The sequence below is a fragment of the Oscillatoria nigro-viridis PCC 7112 genome, assembly GCF_000317475.1.
Classification (GTDB): domain Bacteria; phylum Cyanobacteriota; class Cyanobacteriia; order Cyanobacteriales; family Microcoleaceae; genus Microcoleus; species Microcoleus nigroviridis.
This window is the reverse complement of record NC_019763.1, coordinates 98,957-114,868: the sequence shown is the minus strand read 5'-3', so window position 1 is coordinate 114,868 and position 15,912 is coordinate 98,957. Positions and strand designations below refer to the sequence as shown.

The window sequence follows — 15,912 nt, the reverse complement described above, 5'->3', positions numbered from 1 at the left end:
TGGGGATTCTCCGATAACTTCAGAAGATAGTTGACAGCTTCCGAAGCTATCTGCTACATTAACACACATCGATAGAAATCGTTTTTATCGATAAATGTCGTTTTTAAAACAGGCTGAATGATGGAATCCGAAAACCTTGCTGTAATTGACGTTGAAGCCGAATTATCGATTGACTCTGAGCCAGAGGATGCTGAAGAATGGTACTCCGCCCAACAAATCCAAGGGCTGCTGAAACTGAGCAAAGCGGGATTGCAGCAATCGATTTCCAAACTCCAGAGCATCTACGGCCTCGATATCGCAACCTTACGCCGTGGCGCTGCACGGGCCACTCAATACTCTGAGCTTGCCCTGAAAGCTTGCAAATTGCTGAATGCAGGGAAGCTTAGCGAATTGCGGAAATTAGTAGAAGCATCCCCCGCCGCATCTTCTCCCTCGATCGGCGGAATAGCTGAGACGGGATAGTCAGTTTTGCTGTTGCTGCCGCTCAGCCAGACTCATCGCCTGTCCCCGGAATTTTCCAAGGGTCGATGCCGTTTTCTCTAAGCAACCGTTCGTAGTGGTCGCGTTCGATTCTGGCTCGATCGTCAACAAGCGAATGCCTCTCGGATATCGCGCTCAAGCTGTTGAACTCGCTGACTGAGCAATTCGTCTCGCTCCTGCTCGGTGCGAGTGATGCTAAAAGCAGTGTCAAAGCGACGTTCTAGGGTTTCAGTCAGCAGCGCCCAAACTAAGCTCAATGCTTGTTTCTTTCCTTCGCCGGCCTGAGTAAGCCAGTAAGCAGTAGCCACTTCTAAGGGAAGGGCATTGAATCGACTTTGACCGCGAAGTTGATCGGAGCTTTCAATCTCAATAGTGTCGGGCGTATAACCTTGACCCAGTAAAGCTTTGATAGCTTTTGAATCCAAAAGTGTCGTTCGTTCGAGTGCGGTTATAGTTCCCATGTCAAAACAATGTTTTGTCTTTGGCAGTGTTGCTTAACGGTATCTAGGAATGACTCGTGACAGGTTCCAAAGAGATGAATTCGTTTTTCGTGCGATGGGTAATATGCACTGTAAACCAGGACTTGCCCAATCGCAGTCTTCCAGTTCTTGATATGCTTGACTTCGATTAGTTGAGAAGTCGTTAACAGGTCAATTGAACCAGCAGGAGTCAGGACTTCAGTTTCACCTCCAATCTCTACTTGAAGTTGGTTAACATACCACTTCTCGTAGTCTTGTTCGCGTTTAACTCGTTGTTTGGCAACTGAAACGACACGCATTCCTTTGAATTGTTCTAGTCCAGGTGTGACGTTGCGTGAAAGCTGGGTTAGGAGAGCCACAGCTTTTTGATTGCCCAACCTAACCTGATGTTGCCAATACTCGACAACTTGGTCGAATGAGACTGCCCGAATTCTCGTTGCGCCTCTTATCACACAAGGCGTTTCCACGTCAATCAACGCAAACGGTTTACCTTCAAGAAACCGCGAACTCAAAAACCGTCGGGCGTTAATTTCAGGTTTTCCAACACATTCCGCCGCCTGTGTCTGGCTCATGCGGTAATTGCCGTCTGGCAGCATGAACCCATCGACTGTGAGAGAGCCTATCTGTACTATGGCGCGGGTGGCTCTAACTGATTCGGTCACTAAGTTTTTTCTCCAATGCTTGACATTTGTTAGAGAAGCGCTAGACATTAACTAGCACCTCTAGTTGCCTTTCCGCTTAGCTTTCGCTGTTGCAGTCGGTCTTACTGTTGTAGACGCGACGGTTACTGTCTGCGAGTCTTGGCCGTTGCGTTCTCTTCGTTCCTCCAGCGCCCTTTTGACAAAAACCAGAACTAATTGAGGGATGGTGCGATATTCAGAATCCGCCCATTCTTTTAATTCTGCATATTCATCATCGTCAAAGCTGATGGTAGTTCGTGGCCTTTTAGTGGTCATTGCTTTGTGGTGTCTACATATTCACCATTATCCGCAAAAGTCTCCTAATACAAAAATTTAGCATCACTTACATCACTATTGACAAGTGATGTAAGCTGAGACTAAAATAGCACACATAGCGAATCGATTCCAAATCGATTCTGAATTGATTCTCCTAAAGCCGGCGAAACTATGGAACTTGAAAACCAGGCTGTGATTGACGTAGAGGTTACAGAAATCGATACTCCAAAGGAAGAATCGATTGAACGTTGGTACTCAGCGGCGCAAGTGCAGCGGATTCTTAATTTGAACAAGTCGGGACTGCAAAAGGCGATCGCTAAATTGCAGGGCATCTACGGCATTGACATCAAAGCCCTGCGACGCGGTGGTGCGAGAGCGACCAAGTATTCTCAAATTGCCTTGGACGCGATCGAACTCCTGAACGATGGAAAATTTACCGAACTCCGCAACTTAGTGGAAAAGACACCGGCCGCGCCATCTGTCTCAGCATCGTCAGCAATTGTTTATTTGGGGCAACATAACCAAATCGCTACCACTGCTGCAACTGTGGCTGACAGCAACCTGACCCAAATTGCTTCCTTTAAATCTGGGTTACTGAACAATTACCGAGAACTGGGGCGCGCATTAGGAAAACAGGCAGCGGCAGAGGTGCGGATGGGCTTTACCGAAGAAGTCAAAGCCGGCCTTGCAGACTTACAGGAGTCGTAATTATGGCTTTTTACAAAGTTCAAGTGCAACGCGAAAGCAACACCCCGCGAGTGTTTAATGTCAGTGCCAAGAAATCTCAGGATGCTGTTCTAGTGGCAGCCCAAAGCCTGAGAGAAGAAGGAATTACCGACGCGAAGGGGATTGAAATAATCGGACAAATTCAAAGCTTGAGGGATTAAAAAGATGAAAAATTCTAGCTACATAGATGCTCAGATCGCTCTTATCCCTGATTGCGGGGATGATGCCCTTTATCGGCTGGCCTCTTATCTCGAAATCTTTGATAATCTGGCCCCTGATACCCGCTTCTCTCCCGAACAGCGACAAACAATCGAAAATTTCATCATCGGCTGGCAAGCTATGCCAGAGGATGAATCCGAAGAGATGGACTTTCCTGAGTGCCAGTATGTCGCAGTTGGGCTCGACTTAGAACGTGCGATCGAACTTTCGGAAAGTTGGCGACGCGGGGAGTTTTTATCCCATGTCGGACACGAGGCAGCCGATCGAGTATCCGACAAGCTCAACCAAATGACAAATCAAAGCCAGCCGATCGCCCTAGGAAAGTAAATCGACTGGCTCGTAATTCTTCCCCTAGCTTGCGCTGGGGGACTCATCTAAGGACATTTTATATGGATTTTGGACGTAACAACAGCAGTTTGGCGATCGCCAATCCAGCCGCCGGACACAGCCCACACATTGATGAGAAAGCTTCAGAATGGGGCGGTGTAGAATCTGACATCATCTCCTATCTATCGGATGTTAGCCAGCTCGAAGCCTTTGCCGACAAAGCAAATAATGCTGAACAGCTTGCCTTAGTTCTGGAACCATTCTTAAACAACGCCCGCACCTACTTTGAAGCAATGGCGAAAGTTGCTGAAGGGCAAGTGACATGGACAGAATTACGGAAAACATTTGGATCTAAAGTTGCAAATGCCATCGCTAAAATACGCAAACTCAATGCGGAGTTTGGTTCCGAGATGGAATTGCTGGATGCCAAAGACCGGGCAACCATGCTCAAGATTGAGGACAAAAGGCAGAAGGGATTGACCGAAATTGCCCACGAACTCCAGCAAGATTTACAAGCTCAGATGTGGGCGCATGAGAACAAGATGGGGGCGATCGCCAACAGGGGGGCGGTTGCAGCAACACGTCAATCAATCCAAGAAGGGCTTAGGGCAAAGCGCCAAGAATTGCTAAATAGAGCAACAAATGGAACAAGCCAAGGTATTCAAGACAAAGTGCCAGTGATGGTTGGCGGGCAATCAAACCCAACTAACGGCGTGTCAGCAACTGGTACGGCTAGAGGGTTTGGGGGTTGGTTCGCAAATTTAATCAACTTCAACCGTTAAACAAAAGGGGACTGACTAATGCACGAATTCATCGGGTCAAGTCCCCTTTCCTTTACGGGAGGGGGCATTCAACAACAGCAACAGCCACAACAGTCACAACAACAGCAATATCGGCAAGCTACAGCACCGACTATTGACCCATTGCCAGAGACTAACGCCGAACGCAACTACCGAGATGCCGCCAATTTCTGCGAAGTCGCAGCACCCGCAGCACTAGGTTCGGCAGTGGTGTTTGCTTTTCACTCTATGCAAGTCGCGGGCGGGTCGGTATTCGCGATCGGACTTTATCAAATTTATCTGGCCGCCAAGATTACCGGGCAATCAGGCAACCGCTGGACTTCTGCAATTGTCGGACTGGGAGTAACTGGGGGCATGATTGCCAGCTTATCCGAACCTATCTCCGAATCGCAGCAAGCATCAGGGGCAAAAGCACGTATCACCACAGGCATTGAACAAATTAGGGCAGCGGGTAAGCCAACGAATCCGATGCTGTACCTGAACTACTTTCCCCCTCTAGCGCTTTCCATCATCGTTTTTTGTCTAGTTCTCAAACTCAAAGGAGGGCGCAAGTAATGGCACTAACCGCAAAACACGCTCAGTTACTTAAATCGAATCGCGCACTGCTGTTGACTTTTGAGGGATTTTCGGTAACGACCAAACTGTCGGCAGTTGGCGTAGCTCTAGCTCTCGCTTGCGGTGGCGGCATACAAGCTCTCAAGGGGACAGCAAGCGATACGGTACAAGTCTGCATCCGCAACAAACAGACACTGCAATGTGCCGACAAATCTGGCAAGTCCTACCTGATGACCGAGTACCACGCCCAACAGTGGAAAGCGGACGGCATCCCCGGTGAGGTAGTTTTTCGTAAGTCCATCCCCGCAACTAATCCCCATAAAGCGCTGTGGATGTTGCTTTCTGCCTGTAGTTTTGGTGCTGCGGGAGTGGGGTTGCGGAGCTTGCAAAACTCCGAGCGCCAACTTGCCGGCTATGAAGCCATCGCCCAAAAACGCGACTTAGCGAAAGGCGAAATCACGGCTCGCGGGGAGTTGTTGGAGGATTATCGCGGTGTTGCAATCTCTGAAGTTCACCTGCAAGCTGACTTAGAAGCTGCTGCGAACGATCGGGCCGTGGTACTCAAACAGTGCGAAGTATTAGGTGAGGCTGACATCAAAATCGCTCAACTAGATGCTGAGGAAGCCATCTTTGAGGCGGAAACGGCAGGACTGTCGGATGACAAAAAGCAAGAATATATGGAGTTCTTGCGGAATCAAAAGACTCCGTTCCTGTTGTCCCTGACACAAACTCTGGCAGGCATCAATAACCCCGGCGACAAAGTGGATCAGTCAGTCGCAGCACCAGCCATTGAGCCAAATCCCAACCTTGAGATATCCCGACAAATAGCCGCTAAAGTCTTGAATTCTTTAGCGGGCATCAATACATCAATTTTCCTAGCAGCTCCTACCCGGTGCGGCAAAACACACACTCTGCACAAGTGGTTAGGGGACTTGATAACGAGGTTCCCACGGTCTGACATTTACGTGATTTCCCAGAAATACGAAGACTTTCCAGGGGTTCGTAGCAATCGTCTGATGGTTTTTGACCCTATGCAGGTTGAACAGTCAATGCAGTTCCTTGATGAAGTTTACGAAAAGTTGTTGACCCGGAAGTCGAAACCTGCGACAGAGGAAACCTACCGCGACAGACCAATCAAATTAATCTTAGAAGATTGGTTTGCGACTCATCAATGTTTGTCCCAAAAAAGAAATGCTGCTATCTGGGAATCTGTCGCGACTAAGCTGGGAACGATAGCTACCGTCGGGGGGCAATACAATGTCGGCTACTTCATCTGTACGCAATCGTTCAACATCGCCTCTAGTGGTGTTGCTGACTGTAATATCCGGCTTAATTTAGCGCTGTTAGCTCAGGGTTTAGTGAGGACTACGAGCAATGATGAAGAGCAAGGCTCCTATGGTGTAATTGAGCAAATGTTAAACAACTCAAACGTCATCGCCAGTAAGGAAACCAGAGACAGATTAACGTCAGATTTGAGGCTGTTAATCGAGCCTTCAATGACTGAACAAACCCCAATTATTCTATCTACGATCGGGAATCCAGTATTAGGCTTGATGCCCAAAATTGACGTGCATAAGTCCGCAGTTGCCGATGTTCCGACGTGGAACACTCCCAACACTTCGGAAAACTCTGGAACACCCAAAACCCCGCTAGAGCCAGAACCGGAACAGCCCGGAAGCCTTATTGAACAAAGGGAACACCTTTCTGAGATGCTGGAACAGTTGTTAACCGGAACAGCCGAAAAAGCAGTGTTTGCCGCTGATTCTCCGCTGGAACAGGAGGACAAAATGAAGTTAGCCAAGCTCGTCATCGCGCAAGAATTAGGGCAAGAAAAGACTATCTGGCTATTGTGGGGAGTGCGTCGCGGGGGAAGGAATCACGCCCTATATACTGAAGCGCGGGCAATGCTCGATCGACTAATCAATGGGGAGGAATAAACCAATGACACTTAAGGAATTAATCTCGAAATTCATCCCCGATGGATTCTCACCGGAAGCACAGGAAATCATCACAGCAATGGTGCTTGAGAGCTACACAGAGAGCAAAGACTTAGGCAAGCAAGTAGAGGCTACTATCAAGCAATTTGAGGCTGAATATCCGGCACTTGCTATATGCCCTCGGTGTGAAGGATGCGGGTGCAATTACTGTGATTTTGATGGTCTTTACAATCCCGATGATAAAGAGCCGGATGGTACAAACTAATGATTAAATCTTCCCACACTTTCCTGATATCCGTACATCCGCGCTGGGCAAGAGCCTTCTTCCTTACCTACAACCCAAAGGCGATCGAACTCAGGAAAGGAAGTTTTGGAGCATCCCTCCAAGCTGGCGACAGTATAGTCATTTATTCGACTTTGCCAGTAGGCGAAGTAATCGGCACAGTCAAAGTTATCAAGCGTGAGTTGCTAGCTCTCGATCGACTGTGGCAAGAATCTCGGCAAGGAAGGCTGGCAAAAGTATCGCGCGAACAGTTCAAGACTTATTACACCAATCAGGAATCGGGTATTGGTGTTTGGGTTGATGCCGCCGAACTTCTGCCAAGTCCGATCGCGCTTTCCCGACTTCGGCAGAACTGGGGCCATCGCTGGCAGCCACCGCAGCAGATTCAACAGCTAACCCATGAACAGATAGCCACACTGAACATCGCCAACAAAACCGAGCGCTACCTTGTCACAGATGAACCGAGCCGGACTGTGTTGTCGGTGATTTGACAACAACAAACGAACACTAGCTCGAATAAAAAAGAAGCCTCCGGGAATCTCCGGGGGCTTCTTTTTTGGAATGTGTCGCCGCTGCTGAAACGACAAACCTATTGTACTGATCGCCCAAACTCCTAAGCCGCTACACTGTGGTTAAGTTAATTGGGGTAACACCCGTTGCCAATTACCAATTATTAATTACCCTTCATTTAGAAACCCCCGCCCGTGTGCCGGGGGTTTTTGTTGGGCCCAAAATACCGGGCAACACTTTCGCCGCCAATTGAGCCGCCGGACTGTTCTCGATTAAGTCAATCGGACTGGCCTTGCGAAAAAGACTGGGGTAGCAGTGCCGCTCAACCAATTCGAGGGCCGCTTCGATCGTCGAGAGTGCTACACCCATCCCGGCCACCGAGGCAATAGGTGCGGAGGATGGGGTTTGTCACCGCGTCGATCGAAGCGGCTCCATTTTTTGAGCTTGGTTGATAATCGCCGCTTCCCAAGTCTGGCGCTGTTTCAGGCTCCCCGTCGGTTTGGCGTTGAGCTGGTGGGCGATCGTTTTGAGCTCCTTAAAGGTTTTCTGTTCAAGTTGGTTCATCATCATCACTCCCTCCCCATCTCGTAGGCTTCGCGCTTATCTTGGGCTTTCTTCTTTTCGTACCATTCGGTAATTACCTCGCCAGCAAAGGCTTTTAGCTCTTTTTCGATAGTTTCCCAGTCGATGCCATCTTCGGCTGGCGGGGTGTTGTTGCCCAACTCAAACCAATAGTATTGATCTTTCAAGCTGTCGGCTCCACTTATTCCGGGAATATCGGGCCCATCCTCATCTAGCCGCCCGCTACCCCGCAGGCACTCAGCAAGCTTTGCCTTCTCTGCATCCATCCATTGCTCAAACTGTTTATTCGTCATCGTTACCCTCAAGGATTTCTAAGATTTTCTCAACATCTGCTAACTCTGCCTTAGATTTCTTACGTCGCCCCTTCAACTGATTGAGCAAGTCGGCTGGCTCTGGTAGTTCGCTGGCAGTGGCTGGCTGCTGTTTTTTGTAAGCGTCTAGCTCATCTTGCAAGTCGCCTATTTCCAGCCTCAAGGCGGACTCTGCGGGGTTAGGCTTGAAATTGTATCCCCGCTCCAATTCCCGCATCTTGTCCCCTTGCTTGAGAATGGTTGCTTTAGCGTCGGCTAGCTCAGACTTGGCATCAGAAAGTTCACGTTGCCAGCGGAGTTTCTGAGTCTCGATCGACCGTTCCTCCAGGTGAATCTCTGTCGCAGCTTCCTTAACTTCTTTCTTGAGTTGGGCTAGTTCATCCCGATCGGCCTGCACAGTTGCCAATTGTGATCGCGCTTCCTCTAATTCCTTCTTGAGATTGCCAATAGTAGCGGCTGAATTTTCGAGCAATTCCATATACTGCCGCTTGGTTTGGGCTAATTCCAGCCTGAGCGATTCGTCTTGGTTGCGATCGCGAGCGGCGGCGAGCTCCCCCAATTCCGCCCTCAGCTCTGACTTGATATTGGCTAGTTTGCCGCCTAGTACCTTGTCTAGTACAGAGGTGATTGCTGATTCTAAATCATCGGTTGGTGCAGGTCTAGCAGGCTTCATCCCTGCTTTTTCGGCCAGTGCCGCCACAACCCAAGCATTGAGGCTCAATCCTTCCTTTTTAGCCATGATTTTGATGGTGTCTAGCAAATCCTGCCGTCCGTCTAGTCGCAGGTTCAGTTGAAGGCGTTCTTTGTCTGCCATAGTTTTTACTTAATGTCTAGTTGGTGTACTAGCTCTAATCTAGCAGTATATTGGTATATTTGTCTAAATACAAAATAGACAAATGTACTAGCGCTAATCCTCACAAATACTAGACATTAACCGCTAATAATTGCTAGACAAATTGCTAGTATATAAATATAGCGAAACGGGAACCGACACAACCCGCGCTACATACACACTTCACACCACACGTAGAAACCATGATTAACTTACTCGCCGCCAAGTTCGCTCAAATTGCAGAGCGCGCTCGACACCACAAACGCTCAAATCACCGCGCCGACTGGCAAAATTGAGCGAACTGCAAGAACACCAGGAGCAACTACTATCAGTCGAACAAGCTTGCCAGTCGGCGCTCAAGCAGGTAGACACGGCGCTGATGATGTTGCATCACGTCGATCCGTCTCAGGTGGAAGTTTTCCAAGCGGCTAACGAGAGCAAATTCAACTCCTCGGCGATCGGCATTCTCTCCCCGGCCTTCGCAAAAGCGACTGAGCCGATCGAGCCGGAACCTACCGCACCGAATTGCGCCGGAAACTTGGGCAGAGCCTGAGATTGACCCGGCAATTGACGTTGAGGTTGCTGCTACCACGGAAGCGCCTTTTCGCAAGCCGACAGTCGCGACACCAATACCAGGGGCGGACATCGAGGGACTGCTTAATAAACTTTCGATCCCGTCGATTCGCTCGCCTGGCATCGGCTCCCGGAGCCGACACAAAAGGAACGCGGGCAAGCATAGCAGCGAGGTTAAAGGCGATCGTCACAGAGTCTGATATCCGGGCCGCTGGCTAACAGTTGCCCAACCGCTAGCGCACCATCCCATCGCTAGCGGTATCTAGTATACAAACTAGACAAATATACTCATACAAACTAGACAAATATACTCATACAAACTAGACTAATATACTAGATATTAGTTGGTAAAACGCTAGACATGGCTGGCAAAACGCTAGACATTGGTCGGGGCAAAACGCTAGTATATGTCTAGTACAGACAAAACCACCGCCCAAAGTTTCTGACGCCTAAAGCGGTGGCTAAATCCCAAAGGATCTAATCATGAACGTAACACAATCTGCCACACCGACGATCGACCGCCCCACAGCCTCCACGCTGACTTGCGAGCGTCTGTCCCTTTGCCCGCCTGATTGAGGATAACCGCTACGTCTGCCAAGTGTCGGAGACAGCCGCCGATGTTGTCAGGTGTCACTGGGAAGCGCGGACATCCTGCTACGAAGCTGTCAAAGCAGAAGCCACGAAAACTCTTGAACCTGTTGCCGCCGAAACAGCAGCGCCTTTTCCCAAGCCGACGCAATCGACACAACCGAAAAAACATTACGCCGCACCAACGACACCCGCAACCGCACCAACGACACCCGCACCAGCAGCAGCCATCCCCGTTACTGCTCCCGTAGTAACGGCAACACCAACTACAGCCACCGGAACCAACAACGGCGATGAACCGCCGAACCGGGGAGATAACGGACGCTCTTCCAGGTTCCGCCAGCCAAAAAACTAATGCTCTTGCTGGTTTCGGTCAAGCGCATCACGTCCGATATCCCGGCCTGCAACTTTGACGCGAACGAATTAGAAATCGCAGGGGAGTTGAGTTTGGCTCTTGGTGGCTTCGTAATTCCCCCGGTGTTACGGCGAGATGGCGATGGGTACAAAGTCATCTCTGGCCACTTTCAAGCCTCACGCCGCAGTTCTGGCACGAAAATTCAACCCTGCACGCCGGCGAGACGATACCGGCTCTAGTGCTTGAAAGTGAAAATCAGTCGGCGGTGCTGGCTCAACTTGGAATGCTGAAATTTGCCAGATACTTGACCCCATCTGCAAAGGATGGGGTTGCTTTTGACCTTAGTGTTCGCGTAAACTATCAATATATACTAGACGTTATGCTAGTACACAAATAGCTTTTTATCTAGCATCTTAATCGAGCTTTTTGTCTAGTGTCTCTGCCCTCACGTATACTAGACATCATGCTAGTATTTGTTAGAGCGAAACGGAAACGACACAAACCGCTCGCTACATACGCTTCACAATCAGCACACACAACCAAAGGACGAAGAACAATGACTCTGTTAGCCAACAAGTTCGTTCAAATCGCCTCAAAAATCGACGCCGCGAATGCCCAAATCGCAGCCCTACAAGCCAAGCGAGCGCGAGATCCAAGACTATCAGCAACAGTTGCCCGACCGCTAGCGAACCCTCCCATCGCTAGCGGTATCTAGTAGATTAACTAGACAAAATACTAGCGTTGGTTCATGAGAAATACTAGATACAAAAACTAGCTTAATTACTAAATGTCTACTAGGTATAGTGCTAGTATTTATTTAGTACAAACAAAACCAGTGCCCGAAAAAACTCCGACCGCCCCAGAACCGATCGCCACACCGACGCTACCGCGCCAACTACCCTAGCACGGCGCCGGCCGATCGCGCCAACAACGCCGGACATCGAGGGACGGCTTAATAAACTTTCGATCCAATCAATCCGCAAGCTGGCATCGGCTCCGGGAACCGACACAAAAGGGACGCGAGCAGCAATCGCAGCGAGGTTAAAGGCAATCGTCACAGAGTCCGATCTCCGGGACGCTAGCTAACAGTTGCCCGCCCCCAGCGATGGGAGGGTTCGCTAGCGGTATCTAGTACATAAGCTAGACAAAAATACTAGCATTGACTCGGGAGAAATACTAGACACAAAAACTAGCTTTATTACTAAAAATTTACTAGACATAATGCTAGTATTCATCTAGTACAAACAAAACTACCGCCCCAGAACCGATCGCCACACCGACGCTACCGCACCAACTACTAAGCCGATCTCCGCCTTGAAACTAATGCTGTCGCTAGTCTCGGTAAAGCGCATCACTTCTGATGTGCCAGTCTGCAACGTGCGTCCGGGCGAGCTAGAAATTGCTGGTGAGCGAGCGTCTGGCGAGCGGTGGCGGAGTAACGGGAGCCGGTGGTGAAGCTTGGCTGGCGACGGATTCTCTCGCCCTGAGCGGTTATTTTCAATTCCATGCGGCGGTTCTGGCACCGCGACTCAATCCGAAAGCCGACGAAACGATTCCTTTGCTAAGTCAAAGAGGCCGAAAATCAAGCGACAGATGCAGGCAAAACTTGGGAAACTAAAACTCCTAGCCGTTTAAACACCACAGCCCCGCCCCAAATCGACGCAACCTTTACCTCCATGCCATCGTAAACTTGGATTTTTAGAGCCTGCTGATATTTTAGGCGATGGATGGGATTTGGAGTACAGGCATTTTATTGTTCTCTGTTGGGCTGGAAACCTGACGGGTTTCCGAAATTCGTTAATGCGCGCTGTGGGACTTGATGCAAAGTAGTACGGATCAACCCTAGAGTTGAGCATTATACCCAAGTGGATAAAACCTAGGCGGGATAAAGGTTTGACGCCTTGACTGAAAGAATCTGGGAGTTAATTGATAATCAACGCCTGAAACCCTTGCTCCGTGACGGTTTGAGGAGTGAAATATTTTGTCTGTCTCTAGGGTTCGGCAGAATACTTTATAGGTGAAGTGGAGACGATGAACAACTACCCGTCAATAACGCAGTGATATTCAGCCGAAGCTGCCTTGTACATCGCTCTCATTCGCTCCGTCTCCCAGCTTCATCTATAAGCCTAGAAGTCAATTCGCACTCCCAGACTACGGTCGCTTGTTGGCAGTTCAACGCTTGTTCCGAATCGACAACAGCTCCACAGCGAGCCGCTTCCTTTCCTCTCCCCGGCGGTCATATTTAGCCACAATTGCAGGCGAAGAATGCCCCGCCAGCTCCGCCACAGTCACGATATCAACTCCAGCATCTAGCAAATCCGAGCAAAAAGTCCGGCGGAAATCGTGAGGAGAAAACGACTCCACCCCCGCCTCTATTGCCCGCTTTTGCAAAATCACTAATACCGCCTGCGGTGTTAGCGGTCTGATATGTATCCGACCCATCTTCCAGGCCGGACACAACAACGCTCCCGCTTCCCGACCCCGAACCACGAGCCAATCTTCCACCACCTTCACAGCATCGCCAGGAAGGTACACCGTGCGGTCTTTGTTCCCCTTACCGCCTCGTACCTTCATAGCACCCGTGCGAGCACTAAAGTCCCTCAATTCCAGCTTCACTACTTCAGCCCGGCGCAAACCCACCCGCAGAATCGCCAGCAGAGCCGCATCGCGAGCGCCTGCCGGAGTCGAGTCATTGTGGCACACCTCAAACAGAGTGGCAATTTCATCAGCGCTCAAGGCCCGCCCCCTGAGTTTGTCAGATGTCCTAATTTTAGGCAAATCGATCGCCTTGGCATAGTCAGTCGCGCTCATCAAATCCAGCCGCAGTGATTCTTTCAACACCCGCTTCAGAGCACACATCATCTTTTTAGCAGTAGCCGGAGAGTGCTGTGCTATCAATGCCCCTTGCACCGCAGCCGTGTGCTGGTAGCGCAGCGTCGCCCAATTCAGCGTCATCGCGTCGCACTGCCCCTCCGTCAGCAAAGACGCGATCGCATCAAGAGACTGCCGCATCGTCGGCTGTGAGCCGGGTGCCAACAGAGAAAGGTACACCGCCACCGGGTGACAAGTCAGCGGCAGAGGCTGTGGCAACAAGAGCGTTAAATCTGAGGTAACAGCGTTCAAAGGACGACCTATGAAATTGTCAGAACAGCAATTCTAGGAATTCCTCTTAATTGTCGGACAATTAGTGCAATCACAACAAAAAAAGTTTGACTGGCCCCTAGAAATTGCTGCAAGTGCGGGAGCATCAACAGATGCTGCCGTTTCTCCTTCAATTTTTGTTGAAGAGTGGAGCTTTTAAAGGAATTAATTAAGAGGGAGTTTAAGTAGGTAGGCGGAATTAAACTCAACTATGTAACTGTATGTAAACAGGGCTGACTTAGCCATGCTTAGGGAATTGGGATACTTTACAATCGTTTACATAATTGCGTTTTACAGCGCCTACTTAACTTAACGCGCCCGAAAAAGAAGTCGAATTTGCTTTCTCTGACCGTGCAACCTTCACCCTGAATAACATTATCTGCCATTCAACCTTGACCCTATACGATTGAGTTATCTAGGGAGAGCAGGCAGCCGTGCGATCGCGGATATCCTAACTGAGGGTGGTGCGATCGCCTCAAGAAAGCCAAGGCATTTGTTGAGCTATCAGCAGGTAGCACGGAGATCGCAGTTAACGGAACGCTATGCCCCAGCGCGACATCGCTTCAGTTGCCTGAAAAGCCAGTTATAGGATATTCATCTAAACAGCTAAAGGTATAATACGTTTAACTGTTTAACCAATTACGGCAAGCTAGCGATTGATCGTTTGATCGTTACCCAAAAGAGCAATCGCCCCAGTTGACTTTGGGTCTAACCAGTCAGACAAAAAACCCCAGACTATACAGCCAGCAGCAAATTGCAGGTTTATCCCTTTTTTGTAACTTTCGGGAAAGAATAATCTGGAATCCTTAGAGCATAAGGCTTTTATCAAAAATTTTGATTTCGCCATTCTGTTAGGAAATAAACGCTCAAATCCCCGCTTTATCTACAGTTAAAGTTTGGCTCTCACTTTGATTTTCCCAGAGTGACAGAAGAGGGTTATGAAGTACACCCTAGAAACCCGGTTTCATCAAGAAATGGGTTCCGCCTACCTACTTACCTCACTCGTGCTGTAACTGCCAATCTGCGGCTGACCTCAGACTTGTCATTAAACTGTTAAACCTATTAGACGTTTAACAGTTTATGAGTTTAACACTTAAGCATATAAAAGTGTTAAGCTAAAGGATGATTAGACCTTAATAGGATTTTATGTTAAAGGTCGCTATTTTCAATTTCAAAGGCGGTACGGGGAAAAGTACCACAGTTTTAAACTTAGGAGCTTGCCTCGCTGCAAGTAAGTGTCGCGTCCTGCTGCTCGACTTGGATGGGCAGCGCACCCTTAGTTTTGGGTTAGGTCAAGACGGTCAGCAGCCGACAGCTTTAGATTGGCTTCAGGGAGATAACGTAGAGCCATTAAATACAGAGGTAAAAAATCTGTGGCTGATTCCGGGGGATTTGGGACTGTTCCAGTTGCAGTCACCTCATGATTTATTCACCCCAGCCCTCTCTAAGCTTAAGGGGTTTGATGTGTGCCTGATGGACTGTTCGCCAGGGCTTTCCTCTGTTTCGGTACAAGCTTTGTTGGCGTGCGATCGCGTGTTGATTCCGACTCTGTGCGAACCGGCTGCTCTTAAAGGGTTGTCGGAAGCGGTGGAATTAATTCGAGGGGAGCAAACAGGAGTGCCAATTGAGGTGTTACGGACTCGCTATAAGTCGCGCCTGCTGTTAACCCAGGAAGCTGACAGTTTGCTGGTTGAGGCTTCTGTGGAACTGGACTATCGGCTGCTGCATACGGTGATTCCTGACAACATTGCTGTGGCAGAATCTATTGCTCAGCAAAAGCCTGTCACCGCCTATGCTGCCAAGTCCTCCGGTGCTTCATCTTATCGGTTTTTGGCCTCAGAGTGCAAAAAATTGTGGAGGTTGTCGTGAACAAACCCAAGAGTAAGATGGGGGGGATGGGAAAGCTGAGCCAGTTTTCGGGAATTAAGCAGTCACCGGCACCAGTAGATATTGAAGCTGATAGGGTACCCGCTCTTGACCCTCCGGTTGAAGCTGCGACTCTGGCTAATTCCAAGGAGAAACTGGTAGCGGTCAATTTCAAAATTACTCGCAACCAGCACGAATGGTTAGCAGATACAGCCAGACTTGTTAGGGACAACAACGCCCAAGCTGTGCCACCAGCAGAACGAGTGTATCCTCAGCATTTGATGGGGGTGGCGATTTCTCTGTTACAACAGGCTGATGTGGACTGGAGCCAAATCAAGAATGTTGAGCAGTTGCGTAAACAGTTAAACCTATTAGACCTTTAGATTTTTTTA

At 49.3% G+C, this 15,912-nt stretch carries 25 protein-coding genes; 15 read left to right on the top strand and 10 right to left on the bottom strand.

All coding sequences use genetic code 11. The features are described 5' to 3' along the window. Positions 1 to 117 precede the first annotated feature (117 nt). Positions 118 to 462 carry a hypothetical protein gene (locus OSC7112_RS31510; protein ID WP_190274464.1) on the top strand — a complete coding sequence of 115 codons (345 nt, stop codon included), beginning with the start codon at positions 118 to 120 and terminating at the stop codon, positions 460 to 462. 122 nt (positions 463 to 584) lie between these two features. Here OSC7112_RS31510 and OSC7112_RS31505 read toward each other — a convergent pair whose 3' ends face one another. Genes OSC7112_RS31505 through OSC7112_RS31495 form a run of 3 tightly spaced genes read right to left on the bottom strand, consistent with a single transcriptional unit; the run spans position 585 to position 1,915 of the window. Continuing rightward, positions 585 to 941, bottom strand: a complete 357-nt coding sequence (locus tag OSC7112_RS31505) for a hypothetical protein (RefSeq protein ID WP_051041626.1) — start codon at positions 939 to 941, stop codon at positions 585 to 587. Further along, positions 929 to 1,669: a hypothetical protein gene (locus OSC7112_RS34900; protein WP_015211687.1), complete on the bottom strand. Its 741-nt coding sequence runs from the start codon at positions 1,667 to 1,669 to the stop codon at positions 929 to 931. Before OSC7112_RS34900 ends, OSC7112_RS31505 begins: the two co-directional genes overlap by 13 nt. A gap of 12 nt (positions 1,670 to 1,681) precedes the next feature. Beyond that, entirely contained in the window at positions 1,682 to 1,915 is a 234-nt protein-coding gene (locus OSC7112_RS31495) for a ribbon-helix-helix domain-containing protein (RefSeq protein ID WP_015211686.1), read from the bottom strand. Between the two features lie 171 nt (positions 1,916 to 2,086). On the opposite strand from OSC7112_RS31495, the gene OSC7112_RS40440 reads away from it, so the two are divergent. The 8 genes from OSC7112_RS40440 (at position 2,087) to OSC7112_RS31460 (ending at position 7,253) form a co-directional block, all read left to right on the top strand. Beyond that, positions 2,087 to 2,623: a hypothetical protein gene (locus OSC7112_RS40440; RefSeq protein WP_015211685.1), complete on the top strand. Its 537-nt coding sequence runs from the start codon at positions 2,087 to 2,089 to the stop codon at positions 2,621 to 2,623. Between the two features lie 2 nt (positions 2,624 to 2,625). Continuing rightward, positions 2,626 to 2,802 carry a hypothetical protein gene (locus OSC7112_RS40435; RefSeq protein WP_015211684.1) on the top strand — a complete coding sequence of 59 codons (177 nt, stop codon included), beginning with the start codon at positions 2,626 to 2,628 and terminating at the stop codon, positions 2,800 to 2,802. 4 nt (positions 2,803 to 2,806) lie between these two features. Beyond that, entirely contained in the window at positions 2,807 to 3,187 is a 381-nt protein-coding gene (locus tag OSC7112_RS31485; protein WP_015211683.1) for a hypothetical protein, read from the top strand. Positions 3,188 to 3,249: 62 nt separating this feature from the next. Then, positions 3,250 to 3,969 (top strand): hypothetical protein, encoded by a 720-nt coding sequence (locus OSC7112_RS31480; protein WP_015211682.1) that lies wholly within the window; start codon positions 3,250 to 3,252, stop codon positions 3,967 to 3,969. 18 nt (positions 3,970 to 3,987) lie between these two features. Next, positions 3,988 to 4,542, top strand: a complete 555-nt coding sequence (locus tag OSC7112_RS31475) for a hypothetical protein (protein WP_015211681.1) — start codon at positions 3,988 to 3,990, stop codon at positions 4,540 to 4,542. Then, positions 4,542 to 6,479, top strand: coding sequence for a hypothetical protein (locus OSC7112_RS34895; RefSeq protein ID WP_015211680.1), 1,938 nt, complete (start codon positions 4,542 to 4,544; stop codon positions 6,477 to 6,479). Before OSC7112_RS31475 ends, OSC7112_RS34895 begins: the two co-directional genes overlap by 1 nt. Positions 6,480 to 6,483: 4 nt before the next feature. Further along, on the top strand, positions 6,484 to 6,744 hold the full coding sequence (locus OSC7112_RS31465) for a hypothetical protein (RefSeq protein WP_015211679.1): 261 nt from the start codon (positions 6,484 to 6,486) through the stop codon (positions 6,742 to 6,744). After that, positions 6,744 to 7,253 carry an ASCH domain-containing protein gene (locus OSC7112_RS31460; protein ID WP_015211678.1) on the top strand — a complete coding sequence of 170 codons (510 nt, stop codon included), beginning with the start codon at positions 6,744 to 6,746 and terminating at the stop codon, positions 7,251 to 7,253. The genes OSC7112_RS31465 and OSC7112_RS31460 overlap by 1 nt, the downstream gene beginning before the upstream one ends. Positions 7,254 to 7,446: 193 nt before the next feature. On the opposite strand, the gene OSC7112_RS31455 is transcribed toward OSC7112_RS31460, so the two are convergent. From OSC7112_RS31455 to OSC7112_RS40425, 4 genes are read right to left on the bottom strand one after another with little or no spacing between them, the layout of a single operon-like run. Next, positions 7,447 to 7,641 carry a hypothetical protein gene (locus tag OSC7112_RS31455; RefSeq protein ID WP_015211677.1) on the bottom strand — a complete coding sequence of 65 codons (195 nt, stop codon included), beginning with the start codon at positions 7,639 to 7,641 and terminating at the stop codon, positions 7,447 to 7,449. Positions 7,642 to 7,680: 39 nt separating this feature from the next. Beyond that, positions 7,681 to 7,842, bottom strand: a complete 162-nt coding sequence (locus OSC7112_RS40430) for a hypothetical protein (protein WP_015211676.1) — start codon at positions 7,840 to 7,842, stop codon at positions 7,681 to 7,683. Then, complete coding sequence (locus OSC7112_RS31450) at positions 7,842 to 8,147, bottom strand: hypothetical protein (RefSeq protein ID WP_015211675.1); 306 nt, start codon at positions 8,145 to 8,147, stop codon at positions 7,842 to 7,844. The genes OSC7112_RS40430 and OSC7112_RS31450 overlap by 1 nt, the downstream gene beginning before the upstream one ends. Continuing rightward, on the bottom strand, positions 8,137 to 8,979 hold the full coding sequence (locus OSC7112_RS40425) for a hypothetical protein (RefSeq protein WP_015211674.1): 843 nt from the start codon (positions 8,977 to 8,979) through the stop codon (positions 8,137 to 8,139). Before OSC7112_RS40425 ends, OSC7112_RS31450 begins: the two co-directional genes overlap by 11 nt. 310 nt (positions 8,980 to 9,289) lie before the next feature. Between OSC7112_RS40425 and OSC7112_RS40420 the strand changes: the two genes are divergently transcribed. From OSC7112_RS40420 to OSC7112_RS40415, 3 genes are all read left to right on the top strand, one after another. Continuing rightward, a complete protein-coding gene (locus tag OSC7112_RS40420; protein WP_041623817.1) occupies positions 9,290 to 9,550 on the top strand; it encodes a hypothetical protein in 261 nt (86 codons plus the stop codon). A 618-nt stretch (positions 9,551 to 10,168) separates the two neighbouring features. Beyond that, positions 10,169 to 10,513, top strand: a complete 345-nt coding sequence (locus OSC7112_RS31435) for a hypothetical protein (RefSeq protein ID WP_041623816.1) — start codon at positions 10,169 to 10,171, stop codon at positions 10,511 to 10,513. 556 nt (positions 10,514 to 11,069) lie between these two features. Further along, positions 11,070 to 11,228, top strand: coding sequence for a hypothetical protein (locus OSC7112_RS40415; RefSeq protein ID WP_015211671.1), 159 nt, complete (start codon positions 11,070 to 11,072; stop codon positions 11,226 to 11,228). Between the two features lie 91 nt (positions 11,229 to 11,319). On the opposite strand, the gene OSC7112_RS31425 is transcribed toward OSC7112_RS40415, so the two are convergent. Beyond that, a complete protein-coding gene (locus OSC7112_RS31425) occupies positions 11,320 to 11,571 on the bottom strand; it encodes a hypothetical protein (RefSeq protein WP_015211670.1) in 252 nt (83 codons plus the stop codon). A 192-nt stretch (positions 11,572 to 11,763) separates the two neighbouring features. After that, positions 11,764 to 11,889: a hypothetical protein gene (locus tag OSC7112_RS42015; RefSeq protein ID WP_263053638.1), complete on the bottom strand. Its 126-nt coding sequence runs from the start codon at positions 11,887 to 11,889 to the stop codon at positions 11,764 to 11,766. Between the two features lie 29 nt (positions 11,890 to 11,918). On the opposite strand from OSC7112_RS42015, the gene OSC7112_RS40410 reads away from it, so the two are divergent. Further along, a complete protein-coding gene (locus OSC7112_RS40410; protein ID WP_041623815.1) occupies positions 11,919 to 12,131 on the top strand; it encodes a hypothetical protein in 213 nt (70 codons plus the stop codon). A 554-nt stretch (positions 12,132 to 12,685) separates the two neighbouring features. On the opposite strand, the gene OSC7112_RS31415 is transcribed toward OSC7112_RS40410, so the two are convergent. Next, positions 12,686 to 13,636, bottom strand: a complete 951-nt coding sequence (locus OSC7112_RS31415; protein ID WP_015211669.1) for a tyrosine-type recombinase/integrase — start codon at positions 13,634 to 13,636, stop codon at positions 12,686 to 12,688. Between the two features lie 1,164 nt (positions 13,637 to 14,800). On the opposite strand from OSC7112_RS31415, the gene OSC7112_RS31405 reads away from it, so the two are divergent. Continuing rightward, entirely contained in the window at positions 14,801 to 15,523 is a 723-nt protein-coding gene (locus OSC7112_RS31405) for a ParA family protein (protein ID WP_015211668.1), read from the top strand. Then, positions 15,520 to 15,903: a hypothetical protein gene (locus tag OSC7112_RS31400; protein ID WP_015211667.1), complete on the top strand. Its 384-nt coding sequence runs from the start codon at positions 15,520 to 15,522 to the stop codon at positions 15,901 to 15,903. Before OSC7112_RS31405 ends, OSC7112_RS31400 begins: the two co-directional genes overlap by 4 nt. Positions 15,904 to 15,912 lie beyond the last annotated feature (9 nt).

Coding starts and splice junctions, on each gene's coding strand:
- OSC7112_RS31510 (WP_190274464.1), top strand. CDS start 118: ATGATGGAATCCGAAAACCTTGCTGTAATTGACGTTGAAGCCGAATTA.
- OSC7112_RS31505 (WP_051041626.1), bottom strand. CDS start 941: ATGGGAACTATAACCGCACTCGAACGAACGACACTTTTGGATTCAAAA.
- OSC7112_RS34900 (WP_015211687.1), bottom strand. CDS start 1,669: ATGTCTAGCGCTTCTCTAACAAATGTCAAGCATTGGAGAAAAAACTTA.
- OSC7112_RS31495 (WP_015211686.1), bottom strand. CDS start 1,915: ATGACCACTAAAAGGCCACGAACTACCATCAGCTTTGACGATGATGAA.
- OSC7112_RS40440 (WP_015211685.1), top strand. CDS start 2,087: ATGGAACTTGAAAACCAGGCTGTGATTGACGTAGAGGTTACAGAAATC.
- OSC7112_RS40435 (WP_015211684.1), top strand. CDS start 2,626: ATGGCTTTTTACAAAGTTCAAGTGCAACGCGAAAGCAACACCCCGCGA.
- OSC7112_RS31485 (WP_015211683.1), top strand. CDS start 2,807: ATGAAAAATTCTAGCTACATAGATGCTCAGATCGCTCTTATCCCTGAT.
- OSC7112_RS31480 (WP_015211682.1), top strand. CDS start 3,250: ATGGATTTTGGACGTAACAACAGCAGTTTGGCGATCGCCAATCCAGCC.
- OSC7112_RS31475 (WP_015211681.1), top strand. CDS start 3,988: ATGCACGAATTCATCGGGTCAAGTCCCCTTTCCTTTACGGGAGGGGGC.
- OSC7112_RS34895 (WP_015211680.1), top strand. CDS start 4,542: ATGGCACTAACCGCAAAACACGCTCAGTTACTTAAATCGAATCGCGCA.
- OSC7112_RS31465 (WP_015211679.1), top strand. CDS start 6,484: ATGACACTTAAGGAATTAATCTCGAAATTCATCCCCGATGGATTCTCA.
- OSC7112_RS31460 (WP_015211678.1), top strand. CDS start 6,744: ATGATTAAATCTTCCCACACTTTCCTGATATCCGTACATCCGCGCTGG.
- OSC7112_RS31455 (WP_015211677.1), bottom strand. CDS start 7,641: ATGGGTGTAGCACTCTCGACGATCGAAGCGGCCCTCGAATTGGTTGAG.
- OSC7112_RS40430 (WP_015211676.1), bottom strand. CDS start 7,842: ATGATGATGAACCAACTTGAACAGAAAACCTTTAAGGAGCTCAAAACG.
- OSC7112_RS31450 (WP_015211675.1), bottom strand. CDS start 8,147: ATGACGAATAAACAGTTTGAGCAATGGATGGATGCAGAGAAGGCAAAG.
- OSC7112_RS40425 (WP_015211674.1), bottom strand. CDS start 8,979: ATGGCAGACAAAGAACGCCTTCAACTGAACCTGCGACTAGACGGACGG.
- OSC7112_RS40415 (WP_015211671.1), top strand. CDS start 11,070: ATGACTCTGTTAGCCAACAAGTTCGTTCAAATCGCCTCAAAAATCGAC.
- OSC7112_RS31405 (WP_015211668.1), top strand. CDS start 14,801: ATGTTAAAGGTCGCTATTTTCAATTTCAAAGGCGGTACGGGGAAAAGT.